Source organism: Pseudomonas cremoricolorata, from assembly GCF_000759535.1.
Taxonomy (GTDB): domain Bacteria; phylum Pseudomonadota; class Gammaproteobacteria; order Pseudomonadales; family Pseudomonadaceae; genus Aquipseudomonas; species Aquipseudomonas cremoricolorata_A.
The window spans coordinates 1,439,701-1,455,388 of the sequence record NZ_CP009455.1 but is presented as its reverse complement, the minus strand read 5'-3'; the positions used below and the strand labels follow the sequence as shown (position 1 = coordinate 1,455,388).

The window sequence follows — 15,688 nt, the reverse complement described above, 5'->3', positions numbered from 1 at the left end:
TGCAATTACACGTCAATCAAAAGTCCAGGTTCGACACCGACAGCGCGTTACTTTCGATGAAGTCACGACGCGGTTCGACTGCGTCGCCCATCAGGGTGTTGAACAGCTGGTCAGCACCAATGGCATCTTCGATGGTGACCTTGAGCATGCGACGCACGGCCGGGTCCATGGTGGTTTCCCACAACTGATCCGGGTTCATCTCGCCCAGGCCTTTGTAGCGCTGGATGGTGTGGCGCTTGGTCGACTCGTTCATCAGCCAGTCCAGCGCTTCCTTGAACTCGGTCACTGCCTTGCGACGCTCACCACGCTTCACATAGGCACCTTCGCCGAGCAGGGTGCTGAGCTTGTTGCCGATATTGACCACCGAGCGGTAGTCGTTGCTGCCGAAGAAGTCGCGGTTGAAGGTGACGTAGCTGGCCAGTCCGTGAGAGATGATCTGCACTTCAGGCAACCAGACGTTACGTTCCTTGTCTTCACGCAGGCTGGCTTTGTAGGCCAGGCCGGACTTCTGACTTTGATCGAGGCGCGACTGGTAATTGGCCAACCAGGCTTGCATGTGCTCATGGTTGCCCAACTGTTCCTGGGTCACTTCGCTCATGTAGATGAAGTGCTCGGTCAGTTCTTCGGGGTACAGGCGAGACAGACGCTTGAGCGTCTTCATCACAGCGCGGAAGTCATTGACCAGGCTTTCCAGTTGCATGCCCGATACCGGTGGCGCCGACTCGTCCAAGTGCAGGCTGGCATCTTCGAGCGCCGACTGGGTCATGTACTCCTCCATGGCCTCATCGTCCTTGATGTACTGCTCGTGCTTGCCTTTCTTCACCTTATACAGCGGTGGTTGGGCAATGTAGATATAGCCACGCTCGACCAGCTCGGGCAGTTGGCGGAAGAAGAAGGTCAGCAGCAGGGTACGGATGTGAGAGCCGTCGACGTCAGCATCGGTCATGATGATGATGTTGTGATAACGCAATTTGTCGATGTTGTACTCTTCACGGCCAATACCGCAGCCCAGCGCAGTGATCAGCGTGCCGACTTCCTGTGACGAAATCATCTTGTCGAAGCGGGCTTTCTCGACGTTGAGGATCTTGCCCTTGAGCGGCAGAATCGCCTGGGTACGACGGTTGCGGCCTTGCTTCGCCGATCCGCCTGCCGAGTCACCCTCCACCAGATACAGTTCGGAGAGGGCAGGGTCCTTTTCCTGGCAGTCGGCCAATTTGCCCGGCAGACCTGCGATATCCAGAGCGCCTTTACGGCGAGTCATCTCACGTGCCTTACGGGCGGCTTCACGCGCACGCGCTGCATCGATCATCTTGCCGACGACTGCTTTGGCCTCGTTGGGGTTCTCCAGCAGGAAGTCGGAGAAGTACTTGTTCATCTCCTGCTCGACGGCGGTTTTCACCTCCGACGACACCAGTTTGTCCTTGGTCTGAGAGCTGAACTTGGGGTCCGGGACTTTGACCGAGATGATCGCCGTCAGGCCCTCACGCGCATCGTCACCGGTGGTGGAAACCTTGTTCTTCTTCGCCAGACCTTCCTGCTCGATGTAGTTGTTCAGGCTACGGGTCAAGGAAGAGCGGAAGCCGACCAAGTGGGTACCGCCGTCACGCTGCGGAATGTTGTTGGTGAAGCACAGCAGGTTTTCGTTGAAGCTATCGTTCCACTGCAGGGCCACTTCGACACCCACGCCGTCTTCGCGCTGTACGGTGAAGTGGAACACCTGCGAGTTGACTGGGGTCTTGTTGGTATTCAGGTACTCGACGAACGCACGCAAGCCACCTTCATACTTGAAGAACTCTTCCTTACCGCTACGCTCGTCCTTCAGCAGAATGCCAACGCCCGAGTTGAGGAACGACAGCTCGCGGATACGTTTGGCAAGAATGTCCCAGCTGAAGTGGATGTTCTTGAATGTCTCTGCCGACGGTTTGAAATGGATATGGGTACCGGTGGTTTCGCTTTCGCCCACGATCGCCATCGGTTCCTGGGGAACACCGTGGACGTAGGTCTGTTCCCAAATCTTGCCGCTGCGGCGCACGGTCAGGATCAACTTCTCGGACAGGGCGTTGACCACCGAAACACCTACGCCGTGCAGGCCGCCGGAAACTTTATAGGAGTTGTCGTCGAACTTACCGCCGGCGTGCAGCACGGTCATGATGACCTCTGCCGCAGACACACCTTCTTCTTTATGGACATCGACCGGAATACCCCGACCGTTGTCTCGGACGCTGATGGATTCGTCAGGATGGATGATGACGGTGATGTCGTCACAGTGTCCCGCCAACGCCTCGTCGATAGAGTTATCGACTACTTCGAACACCATGTGGTGGAGGCCGCTGCCATCATCGGTATCGCCAATGTACATGCCGGGACGCTTGCGCACGGCATCCAGCCCTTTCAACACCTTGATGCTGGAAGAGTCGTACGTTTGATTTTCGCTCATGCCTTCACTCCCGATGGTCGTGGGTCTGGGTGATATGGCCTTGTTCCACGTGGAACAAAGCAACTGGCGTTTCCGTTTGCCAGCCTTCCCTCAGAAATTCGTGGTCTACACAGGTGATAAAAACCTGGCAGTTCAATTCTTCAAGCAAGCGACATAGTGCGCGGCGGTGCTGCTCGTCCAACTCGGACGGCAGATCGTCAACGAGATAAATGCACTGGCCGCGGCGTGCCTGGTTAAGCAAATGACCTTGAGCAATACGCAATGCACAGACAACCAACTTCTGCTGGCCACGCGAGAGAATATCGGCTGCATTGTGGGCACCTAGTCTGAGGCGCAAATCCGCGCGCTGAGGACCGGCTTGCGTATGGCCCATGTGCTGATCGCGATGGAGGGAGGCTGCGAGGACTTCTGCAAGTTCTCGATCTTTATCCCAACCACGGTAATAGCTCAAGGTCAGGCCTTCGAGTTCAACGAGCTCACTCAAAGTCTTTTCAAAAACTGGCTTCAAGGCTTTGATGTACTCGCGGCGGTACTGATCAATATCCGCACTGGCCAGGGTCAATTCCCTGTCCCAAGCAGCCTGCGAAGCGGCGTCAAGTGTACCATGCCGCAGCCATGAGTTTCTTTGCCTGAGTGCCTTCTGCAAGCGCTGCCACGTTGCCATGAAACGAGGTTCCACGTGGAACACTCCCCAATCCAGGAACTGGCGGCGTATCTTTGGCGCACCTTCCAATAGCCTGAAACTGTCGGGATTGATCAACTGCAGCGGTAGAATCTCGGCAAGTTGCGCCGCACTGCGGGCATTCTGTCCATCGATGCGGATGGTGAAATCGCCCTGGCGCTCACGAGAAATACCCAAATTACTGCTGCCCCCGCTAGCCAACTCAACCTGACCGAATACCGTGCAGTTGGGTTGTTCATATTGGATGACGGGCGTCAATCGAGTGCTGCGAAACGAGCGCGCCAGACCTAGCAGATGAACCGCTTCCAGCACGCTGGTTTTACCGCTGCCGTTGGCGCCGTAGAGGATGTTGATTCGGGGGGAAGGGGAGAACGTCACTGGGTGCAGGTTGCGCACCGCAGTGACTGTAACGCGTGAAAGCGACATGGAGGGCGTCTATTCAGTTACAGACGCATCGGCATGACGACATAGGAGGAATCATCGTTGCCTGCTTCTTGCAGAAGCGCACTGCTGTTGGAGTCGGACAGGATCAAGCGGACCTGTTCGGTGGTCATCACGCCCAAGACGTCGAGCAGATAGCTCACGTTGAAGCCGATTTCCAGCGAGCTGCCGTTGTAGTCGACGCTGATTTCTTCTTCCGCTTCTTCCTGTTCAGGGTTATTGGCAAGAATCTTCAGCTGGCCAGCGGCGAGTTGCAGACGAATGCCTCGATACTTCTCGTTGGACAGGATGGCAGTGCGGCTGAAGGCTTCACGCAGGGCCTGGCGATCACCCAGCACCAACTTGTCACCGCCCTTGGGCAGAACGCGCTCATAGTCCGGGAACTTCCCATCGACCAGCTTGGAGGTGAAGGTGAATTCGCCTGTGGTCGCGCGGATATGGTGTTGGCCCAAGACAATGCTGACCATGCCCTCAGGATCGGTCAGCAGGCGCGCCAGTTCGAGAATACCTTTGCGCGGGACGATCACCTGGTGGCGGTCAGCCTGGCCAATCGACGCCTGCATCGCGCACAGCGCCAATCGGTGACCGTCGGTAGCAACGGCGCGCAAGGTATCGGCTGACACTTCGAGCAGCATGCCGTTGAGGTAGTAGCGCACGTCCTGCTGGGCCATGGCGAAGCTGGTGCGTTCGATCAAACGACGTAGCTTGCTCTGCTCGAGGTTGCAGGTCAGCGAGCCTGGGCCTTCTTCGACCGTAGGGAAATCGTTGGCTGGCAGAGTCGACAAAGTGAAGCGACTACGCCCGGCCTTGACCAGCAGCTTCTGCTCATCGAGTTTGATATCGATCAGCATGTCGCTGGGCAGGCTCTTGCAGATGTCCATCAGCTTGCGCGCCGGCACGGTGATTTCGCCAGGCTCGGCAGGCTCTTCCAGCTGCACTCGGCCGACCAGCTCGACTTCCAGGTCGGTGCCGGTCAACGACAGTTGTTGACCTTGCACGACCAGCAGCACGTTTGACAGAACTGGCAGAGTCTGACGACGCTCGACGACGCCTGCGACCAGTTGCAGGGGTTTCAACAGAGCTTCGCGTTGAATAGTGAAATGCATGGTCTAGTCCCTTGCCTTCAATAAGCTATGCCCGAACGCATCAAGTGGTCAGCGTTCGCAGCAGGTTCTTGTAGTCCTCGCGAATGTCCGCGTCGGATTCCTTCAGTTCATTGATCTTGCGGCACGCGTGCAGCACGGTAGTGTGGTCGCGTCCGCCAAACATATCGCCGATTTCCGGCAGGCTGTGGTTGGTCAGCTCCTTGGACAAGGCCATGGCGACCTGACGAGGCCTGGCTACCGAACGTGAGCGGCGTTTGGACAACAGATCAGAGATCTTGATCTTGTAGTACTCGGCTACGGTCCGCTGAATGTTATCCACACTCACCAGTTTGTCTTGCAACGCAAGCAGGTCTTTGAGCGACTCACGAATCAGCTCAATGGTGATGTCGCGACCCATGAAGTGCGAGTGAGCGATCACCCTTTTCAACGCACCTTCCAACTCCCGGACGTTGGAGCGGATGCGCTGGGCGATGAAGAATGCCGCGTCGTGGGGCAACTCGACCTTCGCCTGATCGGCCTTCTTCATCAGAATGGCCACGCGGGTTTCCAGCTCAGGAGGCTCCACCGCCACCGTCAGGCCCCAGCCAAAGCGCGATTTGAGTCGCTCTTCCAGGCCTTCGATCTCTTTCGGATAGCGGTCACTGGTGAGAATCACCTGCTGACCGCCCTCGAGCAGAGCATTGAACGTGTGGAAAAACTCTTCCTGCGACCGCTCTTTACGGGCGAAGAACTGGATATCGTCGATCAGCAAGGCGTCTACCGAACGGTAGAAACGCTTGAACTCGTTGATGGCATTGAGTTGCAGCGCCTTGACCATGTCAGCGACGAATCGCTCGGAATGCAGGTAGACCACCTTGGCATTCGGATTCTTCTTGAGCAGGTGGTTGCCCACGGCGTGCATCAAGTGAGTCTTGCCCAGGCCCACACCGCCATACAGGAACAGCGGGTTGTAACCGTGCTTGGGATTATCGGCCACCTGCCAGGCAGCAGCGCGGGCCAACTGGTTGGACTTACCCTCGACGAAGGTCTCGAAGGTGAAAGTACGGTTCAGGTAACTGGTGTGCTTGAGCGCACCCTCCACCTGAACCGTCCGCTGTTCCGTGCGCCCACTGGCGGCCGGTGCCGGTGCGTTATCGCCCAGGGCATCGAAACTGTCGCGGGTTGACTCAGTGTCCACCGAACTCACTGGCGCAGGCTCTGAAGGCAACTTACCCACAGGCGCTGCGATCGGTGCTGCAGCGACGCTGGGCTCCGATGCAGCCTGCTGCTGGCTCGCCGCTGCCATGGCTGCACTGACTGGCGCATTGGGTGCAGCGCGAGGAGCAGAACTGCGCCGACTGCCTATTAATAAGGAAAGGGCAGGCGCAATGCCGTCACCTTGCTCATCGATCAGCTCGAGCAAACGGCCAAGGTATTTTTCGTTGACCCAGTCGAGCACGAAGCGGTTGGGCGCGTAGACACGCAACTCGGTGCCTTCGGCTTCGACTTGTAGAGGACGGATCCAGGTATTGAATTGCTGGGCAGGCAGTTCATCGCGCAAAAGCTCGACGCACTGTTGCCAAAGTTCCACTGACACGGATTTCCCCTGAATGTGAGGGCCGAGAAGGCCAAAACAAGCCGGCTATTGTACCGGCGACGGCCGCAGTTATCCACATATGCATCTGCGCGACTATGCAGCGAAACCGCCAAATCGAGACATTTATGCCATCTAACTCTGTGTATAAGCTCTGTGGATAACCACCAATGAGGGCTATGCACAACCACCCTGTTTTGCCTGTGTATAAATTATTTGTGGATAACAAGTTAAGTTATACACAGGCTATTTTCAGCCCTCGCACAGCCGCAGCACGTCTTTGAAACAGACTTATCATTCCTTGGAAACCGCACGGTTAAAGGCGTTCGATGAGTTATCCACAGAAAATACGTCCCTTAAACGTAGTAGATTCTTTAAAAAAGCTTTTTATATGTCTCTCTTTATTTTCAATGTTATCCGACCGCCCAGCGAGCGGACCGACGCTCTTGGGTCAGCGGGATGTGCAGGCCATGCGTAACCACTTATAAGGAAAGGCTGGTTGGAAATTGACCTATGGCCTTGCTTTCTCTAGAATCGCCGATCTCTTAAAAAGGGGGCCATTCCGGCCCGTTGTCGACAAACCAGGTAACACGCCATGAAACGTACTTTCCAACCAAGCACCATCAAGCGCGCTCGCACCCACGGCTTCCGTGCCCGTATGGCAACCAAGAACGGCCGTGCTGTTCTGTCGCGTCGCCGTGCCAAAGGCCGTAAGCGTCTGGCAATTTGATTTTCCGGCACAGGTGGTGAGTCAGGACTTCAGTCGGGATAAGCGGCTGCTTACACCCCGGCATTTCAAAGCGGTCTTCGACTCCCCAACCGGCAAGGTTCCAGGGAAAAACCTGCTGATCCTTGCGCGCGAGAACGGGCTCGATCTACCACGCCTCGGTCTGGTGATCGGCAAGAAGAGCGTCAAGCTTTCCGTTCAGCGCAATCGCCTCAAACGCCTGATGCGCGATTCCTTTCGCCGGAACCAGCAGACGCTTGCTGGTCTCGACATCGTGATAGTCGCGCGCAAGGGCTTGGGCGATGTTGAAAACCCAGAATTGCACCAACATTTTGGCAAGCTCTGGAAACGGCTGGTCCGCAGCCGTCCCTCTCCAGCGGTCACTGCCGACACCGCAGGGGTAGACAGTCACGATGCGTAAACTGGCACTCGTCCCGATCCAGTTTTACCGTTACGCCATTAGTCCACTGATGGCCAGTCACTGTCGTTTCTATCCCAGCTGCTCCTGTTACGCCTACGAAGCCATTGAAAACCATGGCCTGTTGCGTGGTGGGTGGCTAGCCGTTCGCCGCCTGGGGCGATGCAATCCGTGGAACGACGGTGGTTACGATCCCGTTCCGCCAGCTCCTTCCTCCCGAACTTCTTCGATAGCCGAGTAATCATGGATATTAAACGCACGATCCTGATCGTCGCCCTGGCAATCGTGGCCTATGTACTGGTTCTGAAATGGAACGAGGACTATGGCCAGGCTGCCTTGCCGACTCAGCATGCTGCCGCCAGCAACGATGCCCCGGCCCTGCCGGACACCGCTGCAACCGGTGATAGCGGCGTCAACGCCGATGTGCCGAGCGCCAATGCTGAATCCAGCCCTGCCGAACTGGCCCCCGTTGCGGTCAGCAAGGACCTGATCCGGATCAAGACCGATGTCCTGGACCTGGCTATCAATCCGGTCGGTGGCGACATCGTCCAACTGACCCTGCCGAAATACCCGCGCCGTCAGGACCATCCCGAGATCCCGTTCCAGCTGTTCGACAACGGCAGTGAGCGTACGTACGTCGCGCAAAGTGGCCTGACCGGCGCCAATGGTCCGGACCGTCGCGCCAGCGGTCGCCCGCTGTATGCCGCCGAGCAGAGAAGCTACCAACTGGCCGACGGCCAGGAACAACTGGTGGTCGATCTCAAGTTCAGCGAGAACGGCGTCAACTACATCAAGCGCTTCACCTTCACCCGTGGCGAGTACGATCTGAAAGTCAGCTACCTGATCGACAACCAGAGCGGTCAGGCGTGGAACGGCAATCTGTTCGCCCAGCTCAAGCGTGATGCCAGCTCTGACCCATCGTCGAGCACTGCCACCGGTACTGCCACCTACCTGGGTGCGGCCCTGTGGACAAGTTCCGAGCCTTACAAAAAGGTCTCGATGAAGGACATGGACAAGGCCAACCTCCAGGAAACCGTCAGCGGTGGTTGGGTAGCCTGGCTGCAGCACTACTTCGTCACGGCGTGGATTCCGACCAAGTCGGACAACAACGTGGTGCAGACCCGCAAGGACAGCGCCGGCAACTACCTGATCGGCTACACCGGTCCTGCGATCAGCGTCCCAGCCGGTGCGACTGGTGAAGCCAGCACGGTTCTGTATGCCGGTCCGAAGAGCCAGGAAAAACTCAAGGCGTTGTCCCCAGGTCTGGAACTGACCGTCGACTACGGCTTCCTGTGGTTCATCGCCCAGCCGATCTTCTGGCTGCTGCAACATATCCACAGCATCCTGGGTAACTGGGGCTGGTCGATCATCGTGCTGACCATGCTGATCAAAGGCCTGTTCTTCCCACTCTCGGCCGCCAGCTATCGTTCCATGGCGCGCATGCGTGCCGTGTCGCCGAAACTGGCTGCGCTGAAAGAGCGTTACGGTGACGATCGCCAGAAGATGTCCCAGGCGATGATGGAGCTGTACAAGAAAGAGAAGATCAACCCGCTGGGCGGCTGTCTGCCGATCCTGGTGCAGATGCCGGTGTTCCTGGCGCTGTACTGGGTACTGCTGGAAAGCGTCGAGATGCGTCAGGCGCCGTGGATCCTGTGGATTACCGACCTGTCGATCAAGGACCCGTTCTTCATCCTGCCGATCATCATGGGCGCCACCATGTTCATCCAGCAGCGTCTGAACCCGACGCCTCCGGATCCGATGCAGGCCAAGGTGATGAAAATGATGCCGATCATCTTCACCTTCTTCTTCCTGTGGTTCCCGGCAGGTCTGGTGCTGTACTGGGTTGTGAACAACTGCCTGTCGATCACTCAGCAGTGGTACATCACCCGTCGCATCGAAGCTGCGAGCAAAAAAGCGGCTGCATGACAGGCTGAGGTCTAGCCTGTGAATAAAAACGCCCCCATCGTGGGGCGTTTTGCTATCTACCGATTGTGCCCTGGAGGCTCTCGAGCATGAGTATCGCGCGTGAAACCATTGCCGCCATCGCTACCGCGCAAGGTCGCGGCGGCGTGGGGATCGTCAGGCTCTCCGGGCCATTGGCCAGCCAGGCTGGCAAAGCCATCGCCGGTCGGGCGCTGACGCCACGGCATGCCCACTATGGCCCATTCCGCGGCGCTGATGGGCTGGTACTGGATGAAGGCATTGCGCTGTTCTTCCCGGGCCCGAACTCGTTCACCGGTGAAGATGTGCTGGAACTGCAAGGTCATGGCGGTCCGGTGGTCATGGACATGCTGCTGCAGCGCTGTGTCGAGCTGGGTTGCCGCCTGGCCAGGCCCGGAGAATTCAGCGAGCGCGCCTTTCTCAATGACAAGCTCGACCTCGCCCAGGCCGAGGCCATCGCCGACCTCATCGAAGCCAGCTCAACCCAGGCAGCGCGCAATGCCTTGCGCTCCTTGCAGGGGGAGTTCTCCCGCCGTGTCGAGTCATTGACCGAAGCGCTGATTGCGTTGCGCATCTACGTCGAGGCCGCGATCGACTTCCCCGAGGAAGAGATCGATTTCCTCGCCGACGGGCATGTGCTTGGGTTGCTCGAAGCGGTACGTGTCCAGTTATCCACAGTGCAGCGAGAAGCCGGGCAGGGCGCTTTGTTGCGTGACGGCATGAATGTGGTGATCGCCGGTCGACCCAATGCCGGCAAGTCCAGCCTCCTTAATCAGCTGGCAGGACGCGAAGCCGCGATCGTGACCGACATCGCTGGCACCACCCGGGACATCCTGCGCGAACATATCCACATCGATGGCATGCCGCTGCACGTGGTCGACACTGCGGGCCTGCGTGACACCAGCGACCAGGTCGAGCGTATTGGCGTCGAACGCGCGCTCAAGGCCATCAGCGAGGCTGACCGTGTGCTGCTGGTGGTCGACTCCACAGCCCCTGAAGCCAGCGATCCCTTCGCCCTGTGGCCGGAGTTCCTCGAGCAACGTCCTGCGCCTGGCAATGTCACCCTGATCCGCAACAAGGCCGACCTCAGCGGTGAGGCCATCGGCCTGGAGCAGGGCAGCGATGGTCATGTGACCATCACCCTGAGCGCCAGGGACAGCCAGCACGGCCTTGACCTGTTGCGTGAGCATCTCAAGGCCTGCATGGGTTATGAACAGACCGCAGAGAGCAGCTTCAGCGCACGTCGCCGGCACCTTGACGCCTTACGCAAGGCCAGTGAGCACCTGGATCACGGTCATGCGCAGTTGACGCTTGCCGGTGCTGGCGAACTGCTCGCCGAAGACTTGCGTCAGGCTCAGCATGCGCTGGGAGAGATCACCGGTGCATTCAGCTCCGATGACCTGCTGGGACGGATCTTTTCGAGCTTCTGCATCGGTAAATAGCCCTACCCGACGCCTGGTCACCGACGATGGTGATCAGGTTGCCTTTACGGCAGGAAAACGCGCTGTTTTCCAACCTTCGCCGCATCACGACCCAAGTCTCCCTCCATCTCCAGCTCAAGGCACCGCATGGCGGAGGCTAATCTGTACCCGTCAGATCGGAATAAGACCTGTGGAAAACTCGCCTTTAGCTCAGTTGATAACAAGCCTTTTTTCTTGGGCACGAATTGCCCTGTGGATAATTAAGCTATTTATACACAGCCTAAACAGGCTTGTCCCAAGGGCTCATGGTGGGTAGATAACAGGGTTTTGAAACGCTGTACATCACGTCATTATTGACTTGTAGCGATCTATCCACAGAAAGGTCTGTGTATAAGAGTAGTAACAAAAACAAAGCTTTTTTAAATCTTCTTTCGTTAATTTCTATTACCGCCACTCATCCACAGGCTGGTCAAATTTTGCTCAAAAGGTTTCTTTGCAGGGGGTGAATTCCCTATACTTGCCGGCTTACCTTCTTTATTCGCAAAAACAGGCACGAGGTGCGTGGTGGATTTCCCTTCCCGTTTTGAAGTGATCGTCATCGGCGGCGGCCATGCCGGTACCGAGGCTGCGCTTGCGTCGGCACGCATGGGTGTGAAAACCCTATTGCTGACCCACAACGTGGAAACCCTCGGTCACATGAGCTGCAACCCAGCCATCGGTGGCATCGGCAAAAGCCATCTGGTCAAAGAGATCGATGCACTTGGCGGCGCCATGGCGCTGGCCACCGACATGAGCGGCATACAGTTTCGCGTTCTGAACAACCGCAAGGGGCCCGCCGTACGGGCAACTCGCGCTCAGGCCGATCGCGCCATCTACAAGTCGGTGGTGCGCGAGATCCTGGAAAACCAGCCCAACCTGTGGATATTCCAGCAGTCTTGTGACGACTTGATCGTCGAACAGGGCCATGCCAAAGGCGTGGTCACGCAAATGGGCCTGCGTTTCTTCGCCGACGCCGTGGTACTGACCACCGGCACCTTCCTCGGCGGACTTATCCACATCGGCATGCAGAACTACTCCGGTGGCCGCGCCGGCGATCCACCGGCCATGGCCCTGGCCCAACGCCTGCGTGAATTGCCGCTTCGCGTCGGCCGGCTGAAAACCGGTACGCCACCCCGCATCGATGGCCGCTCGGTGGATTTCTCGGTAATGAACGAACAACCGGGCGACACGCCGATTCCGGTGATGTCGTTCATGGGCAATGCGCAGATGCATCCACGCCAGGTCAGTTGCTGGATCACCCACACCAACGCCCGCACCCATGAAATCATCGCTGCCAATCTCGATCGCTCGCCAATGTACTCGGGCATGATCGAAGGCATCGGCCCGCGCTATTGCCCATCGATCGAAGACAAGATTCACCGCTTCGCCGACAAGGAAAGCCATCAGGTATTCATCGAGCCGGAAGGCCTGACCACCCATGAGCTGTACCCCAACGGTATTTCCACGTCCTTGCCGTTCGATGTGCAATTGCAGGTGGTGCGCTCGATTCGTGGCATGGAAAACGCTCATATCGTGCGCCCTGGCTACGCCATCGAGTACGACTACTTCGATCCGCGCGATCTGAAATACAGTCTGGAAACCAAGGTCATCGATGGTCTGTTCTTCGCGGGTCAGATCAACGGCACCACTGGCTACGAAGAAGCCGGTGCGCAGGGCCTGCTGGCCGGCACCAACGCCGCCTTGCGTGCGCAAGGTCGCGAAAGCTGGTGTCCGCGCCGTGACGAGGCCTATATCGGCGTGCTGGTCGATGACCTCATCACCCTCGGCACCCAAGAGCCATACCGCATGTTCACCTCGCGGGCCGAGTACCGGTTGATCCTGCGCGAAGACAACGCCGACCTGCGTCTGACCGAAAAAGGCCGTGAACTGGGCTTGATCGACGACACCCGCTGGGCGGCCTTCTGCGCCAAGCGCGAAGGTATCGAGCGTGAAGAACAGCGTCTGAAAAGCACCTGGGTCCGGCCCAACACCCCTGAGGGCGAGGCGATCTCGGCGCACTTCGGCACCCCGCTGAGCCACGAGTACAGCCTGCTCAACCTGTTGACTCGCCCTGAGGTCGACTACGCCGGGCTGATCAAGGTCACTGGCGGTGAGCAGGTGCCGGCACAGGTCGCCGAGCAGGTGGAAATCAAGACCAAGTACGCCGGTTACATTGACCGCCAGCAGGATGAAATCGTCCGCCTGCGCGCCAGTGAAGACACTCGCTTGCCTGTGGATATCGATTACCAGACGATCTCTGGCCTGTCCAAGGAGATCCAGAGCAAGCTCGGTCAGACCCGCCCGGAGACCCTGGGGCAGGCATCGCGTATCCCAGGCGTTACCCCGGCGGCGATTTCCCTGTTGCTGATCCATCTGAAAAAACGCGGCGCTGGCCGTGAACTGGAGCGAAGCGTTTGAGCGTCATGGTCACTGCGCAACATGCGGAAGAGTTGTCCACAGGCGCGCGCGCGCTGGGCGTGAGCCTCAGCGACCAGCAGCAACAACTGCTGTTGGGTTACCTGGGTTTGCTGATCAAGTGGAACAAGGCCTACAACCTGACCGCCGTGCGTGATCCGGACGAAATGGTCTCGCGGCATCTGCTCGACAGCCTCAGCGTGATGCCGTTTATCCACAGCGATCGTCAGCGCTGGCTGGATGTCGGCAGCGGCGGCGGTATGCCGGGAATCCCATTGGCGATCCTGCATCCGCACAAGCAGGTCACCGTGCTCGACAGCAACGGCAAGAAGACCCGCTTCCTGACCCAGGTGAAAATGGAGCTCAAGCTCGACAACCTCGAGGTTATCCACAGCCGGGTCGAAGCCTTCCAGCCCGAGCAACCATTCTCTGGGATCGTCTCCCGTGCCTTCAGCAGCATGGAGAACTTCACCAACTGGACGCGCCACCTGGGTGACGCCTCTACGCAATGGCTTGCAATGAAGGGGCTGCATCCTGCCGATGAACTGGTAGCATTGCCGCCAGACTTCACAGTGGAAAGCGAACAGGCCTTGACCGTCCCCGGTTGCCAAGGCCAGCGCCATCTACTGATACTGCGCCGCAAGGCTTGACGGGGAACACGCGCAACAATGGCTAAGGTATTCGCAATCGCGAACCAGAAAGGTGGTGTCGGCAAGACCACCACCTGTATCAATCTCGCCGCTTCGCTGGCTGCGACCAAGCGTCGTGTGTTGCTGATCGACCTCGATCCGCAGGGCAACGCGACCATGGGCAGCGGCGTCGACAAGCACGAGCTCGAGCATTCGGTCTATGACCTGCTGATCGGGGAGTGCGACCTGGCCCAGGCAATCCATTACTCCGAGCATGGTGAATTCCAGCTGCTGCCGGCCAACCGCGACCTCACTGCCGCCGAAGTGGTGCTGCTGGAAATGCAGATGAAGGAGAGTCGCCTGCGCAATGCCCTGGCGCCGATCCGCGACAGCTACGATTTCATCCTCATCGACTGCCCACCCTCGCTGTCGATGCTGACCCTCAACGCTCTGGTCGCCTCCGACGGCGTGATCATTCCCATGCAGTGCGAGTACTACGCGCTCGAGGGCCTGAGCGATCTGGTCGACAACATCAAGCGCATCGCCGCACGGCTCAACCCGGAGCTGCGCATCGAAGGCCTGTTGCGCACCATGTTCGACCCGCGCCTGAGCCTGAACAACGAAGTCTCGGCGCAGCTCAAGGAGCACTTTGGCGATCAGCTCTACGACACGGTGATTCCACGTAACATCCGCCTCGCCGAAGCACCCAGTTACGGCATGCCGGCCCTGGCCTACGACAAGCAGTCCCGCGGCGCCCAGGCCTACCTGGCCCTGGCCGGCGAGCTGGTACGTCGTCAACGCCGTCCATCACGCACTGCACAGGCAACTTGAGGAACCCGCATGGCCGTTAAGAAACGAGGTCTCGGACGTGGGTTGGATGCACTGCTCAGTGGTCCTACCGTCAGCGCGCTCGAAGAGCAGGCGGTCAAGATCGACCGCAAGGAACTGCAACACCTGCCTGTCGAGCAGATTCAGCGCGGCAAGTATCAGCCGCGGCGCGACATGGATCAGCAAGCGCTGGAGGAACTGGCGCAGTCGATCCGCAGCCACGGCGTGATGCAGCCCATCGTGGTGCGCCCGATCGGCGAGCAGCGCTACGAGATCATCGCCGGTGAGCGCCGCTGGCGCGCAACGCAACTGGCGGGTCTGGATACGGTGCCGGCCATGGTTCGCGAAGTGGCCGACGAGGTCGCCATCGCCATGGCGCTGATCGAGAACATCCAGCGCGAAGACCTCAATCCTCTGGAAGAAGCCCTTGCACTGCAGCGTCTGCAGCAGGAGTTCGAGTTGACCCAGCAACAGGTGGCCGACGCCGTCGGCAAGTCACGCGTGACCGTGGCCAACCTGTTGCGACTGATCTCGCTGCCCGAGGCGATCAAGACGATGCTGGCCCATGGCGACCTGGAGATGGGTCATGCCCGTGCGCTGCTCGGTCTGGAAGAAGCTCGGCAGGTGGAAGGGGCGCGTCATGTTGTCGCACGTGGGCTGACCGTGCGCCAGACTGAAGCACTGGTTCGCCAGTGGCTGAACGGGCCAACTGAACCGGTCGAACCAAGCCCGGCTGATCCGGACATTACCCGCCTTGAACAGCGACTGGCAGAGCGTTTGGGCTCTGCGGTACAGATTCGTCATGGCAACAAGGGCAAAGGCCAGCTGGTCATTCGCTACAACTCGTTGGACGAGTTGCAGGGTGTACTTGCCCACATTCGCTGAAACAATTGCCGTTGTAGCGCGCAATCGGAAATCACTACCAAGAGTTGAATAGGGGTTAATCCACCCCTATACTCTGCGCGCATTTTGTCGGCACAAATTATGCCAAGTCGTTGCTGACTTGACGGTCGACTTTCGAGGAGCAGTTG

13 protein-coding genes are annotated in these 15,688 nt (G+C 58.5%); 9 read left to right on the top strand and 4 right to left on the bottom strand.

Annotation, left to right across the window (positions count from 1 at the left end; translation table 11 throughout):
- Nucleotides 1-16: 16 nt before the first annotated feature.
- Genes gyrB through dnaA form a run of 4 tightly spaced genes read right to left on the bottom strand, consistent with a single transcriptional unit; the run spans nt 17 to nt 6,242 of the window.
- A complete protein-coding gene (gyrB, locus tag LK03_RS06185; RefSeq protein WP_038411527.1) occupies nt 17-2,437 on the bottom strand; it encodes a DNA topoisomerase (ATP-hydrolyzing) subunit B in 2,421 nt (806 codons plus the stop codon).
- Between the two features lie 4 nt (nt 2,438-2,441).
- Entirely contained in the window at nt 2,442-3,545 is a 1,104-nt protein-coding gene (gene recF, locus LK03_RS06180; protein WP_038411526.1) for a DNA replication/repair protein RecF, read from the bottom strand.
- Nucleotides 3,546-3,562: 17 nt separating this feature from the next.
- The gene (gene dnaN, locus LK03_RS06175) at nt 3,563-4,666 is read right to left on the bottom strand and encodes a DNA polymerase III subunit beta (protein ID WP_038411525.1); all 1,104 of its coding nucleotides are present in this window, start codon (nt 4,664-4,666) and stop codon (nt 3,563-3,565) included.
- A gap of 40 nt (nt 4,667-4,706) precedes the next feature.
- Nucleotides 4,707-6,242: a chromosomal replication initiator protein DnaA gene (gene dnaA / locus LK03_RS06170; protein WP_038411524.1), complete on the bottom strand. Its 1,536-nt coding sequence runs from the start codon at nt 6,240-6,242 to the stop codon at nt 4,707-4,709.
- A gap of 592 nt (nt 6,243-6,834) precedes the next feature.
- On the opposite strand from dnaA, the gene rpmH reads away from it, so the two are divergent.
- From rpmH to LK03_RS06135, 9 genes are all read left to right on the top strand, one after another.
- Complete coding sequence (gene rpmH, locus LK03_RS21855) at nt 6,835-6,969, top strand: 50S ribosomal protein L34 (RefSeq protein ID WP_003253163.1); 135 nt, start codon at nt 6,835-6,837, stop codon at nt 6,967-6,969.
- A 13-nt stretch (nt 6,970-6,982) separates the two neighbouring features.
- Complete coding sequence (rnpA, locus tag LK03_RS06165) at nt 6,983-7,387, top strand: ribonuclease P protein component (protein WP_038414634.1); 405 nt, start codon at nt 6,983-6,985, stop codon at nt 7,385-7,387.
- On the top strand, nt 7,380-7,625 hold the full coding sequence (gene yidD, locus LK03_RS21850) for a membrane protein insertion efficiency factor YidD (protein WP_081951571.1): 246 nt from the start codon (nt 7,380-7,382) through the stop codon (nt 7,623-7,625). Before rnpA ends, yidD begins: the two co-directional genes overlap by 8 nt.
- Before the next feature lie 2 nt (nt 7,626-7,627).
- Nucleotides 7,628-9,310: a membrane protein insertase YidC gene (yidC, locus tag LK03_RS06160; protein WP_038411523.1), complete on the top strand. Its 1,683-nt coding sequence runs from the start codon at nt 7,628-7,630 to the stop codon at nt 9,308-9,310.
- Between the two features lie 86 nt (nt 9,311-9,396).
- Nucleotides 9,397-10,767 carry a tRNA uridine-5-carboxymethylaminomethyl(34) synthesis GTPase MnmE gene (gene mnmE / locus LK03_RS06155; protein WP_038411522.1) on the top strand — a complete coding sequence of 457 codons (1,371 nt, stop codon included), beginning with the start codon at nt 9,397-9,399 and terminating at the stop codon, nt 10,765-10,767.
- Nucleotides 10,768-11,310: 543 nt separating this feature from the next.
- Entirely contained in the window at nt 11,311-13,203 is a 1,893-nt protein-coding gene (gene mnmG, locus LK03_RS06150; protein ID WP_038411521.1) for a tRNA uridine-5-carboxymethylaminomethyl(34) synthesis enzyme MnmG, read from the top strand.
- Entirely contained in the window at nt 13,200-13,850 is a 651-nt protein-coding gene (gene rsmG, locus LK03_RS06145; RefSeq protein WP_038411520.1) for a 16S rRNA (guanine(527)-N(7))-methyltransferase RsmG, read from the top strand. Before mnmG ends, rsmG begins: the two co-directional genes overlap by 4 nt.
- Nucleotides 13,851-13,868: 18 nt before the next feature.
- Nucleotides 13,869-14,660, top strand: a complete 792-nt coding sequence (locus LK03_RS06140) for a ParA family protein (protein ID WP_028695883.1) — start codon at nt 13,869-13,871, stop codon at nt 14,658-14,660.
- Between the two features lie 9 nt (nt 14,661-14,669).
- Nucleotides 14,670-15,542, top strand: a complete 873-nt coding sequence (locus tag LK03_RS06135; RefSeq protein ID WP_038411519.1) for a ParB/RepB/Spo0J family partition protein — start codon at nt 14,670-14,672, stop codon at nt 15,540-15,542.
- The last annotated feature ends 146 nt before the right edge of the window (nt 15,543-15,688 follow it).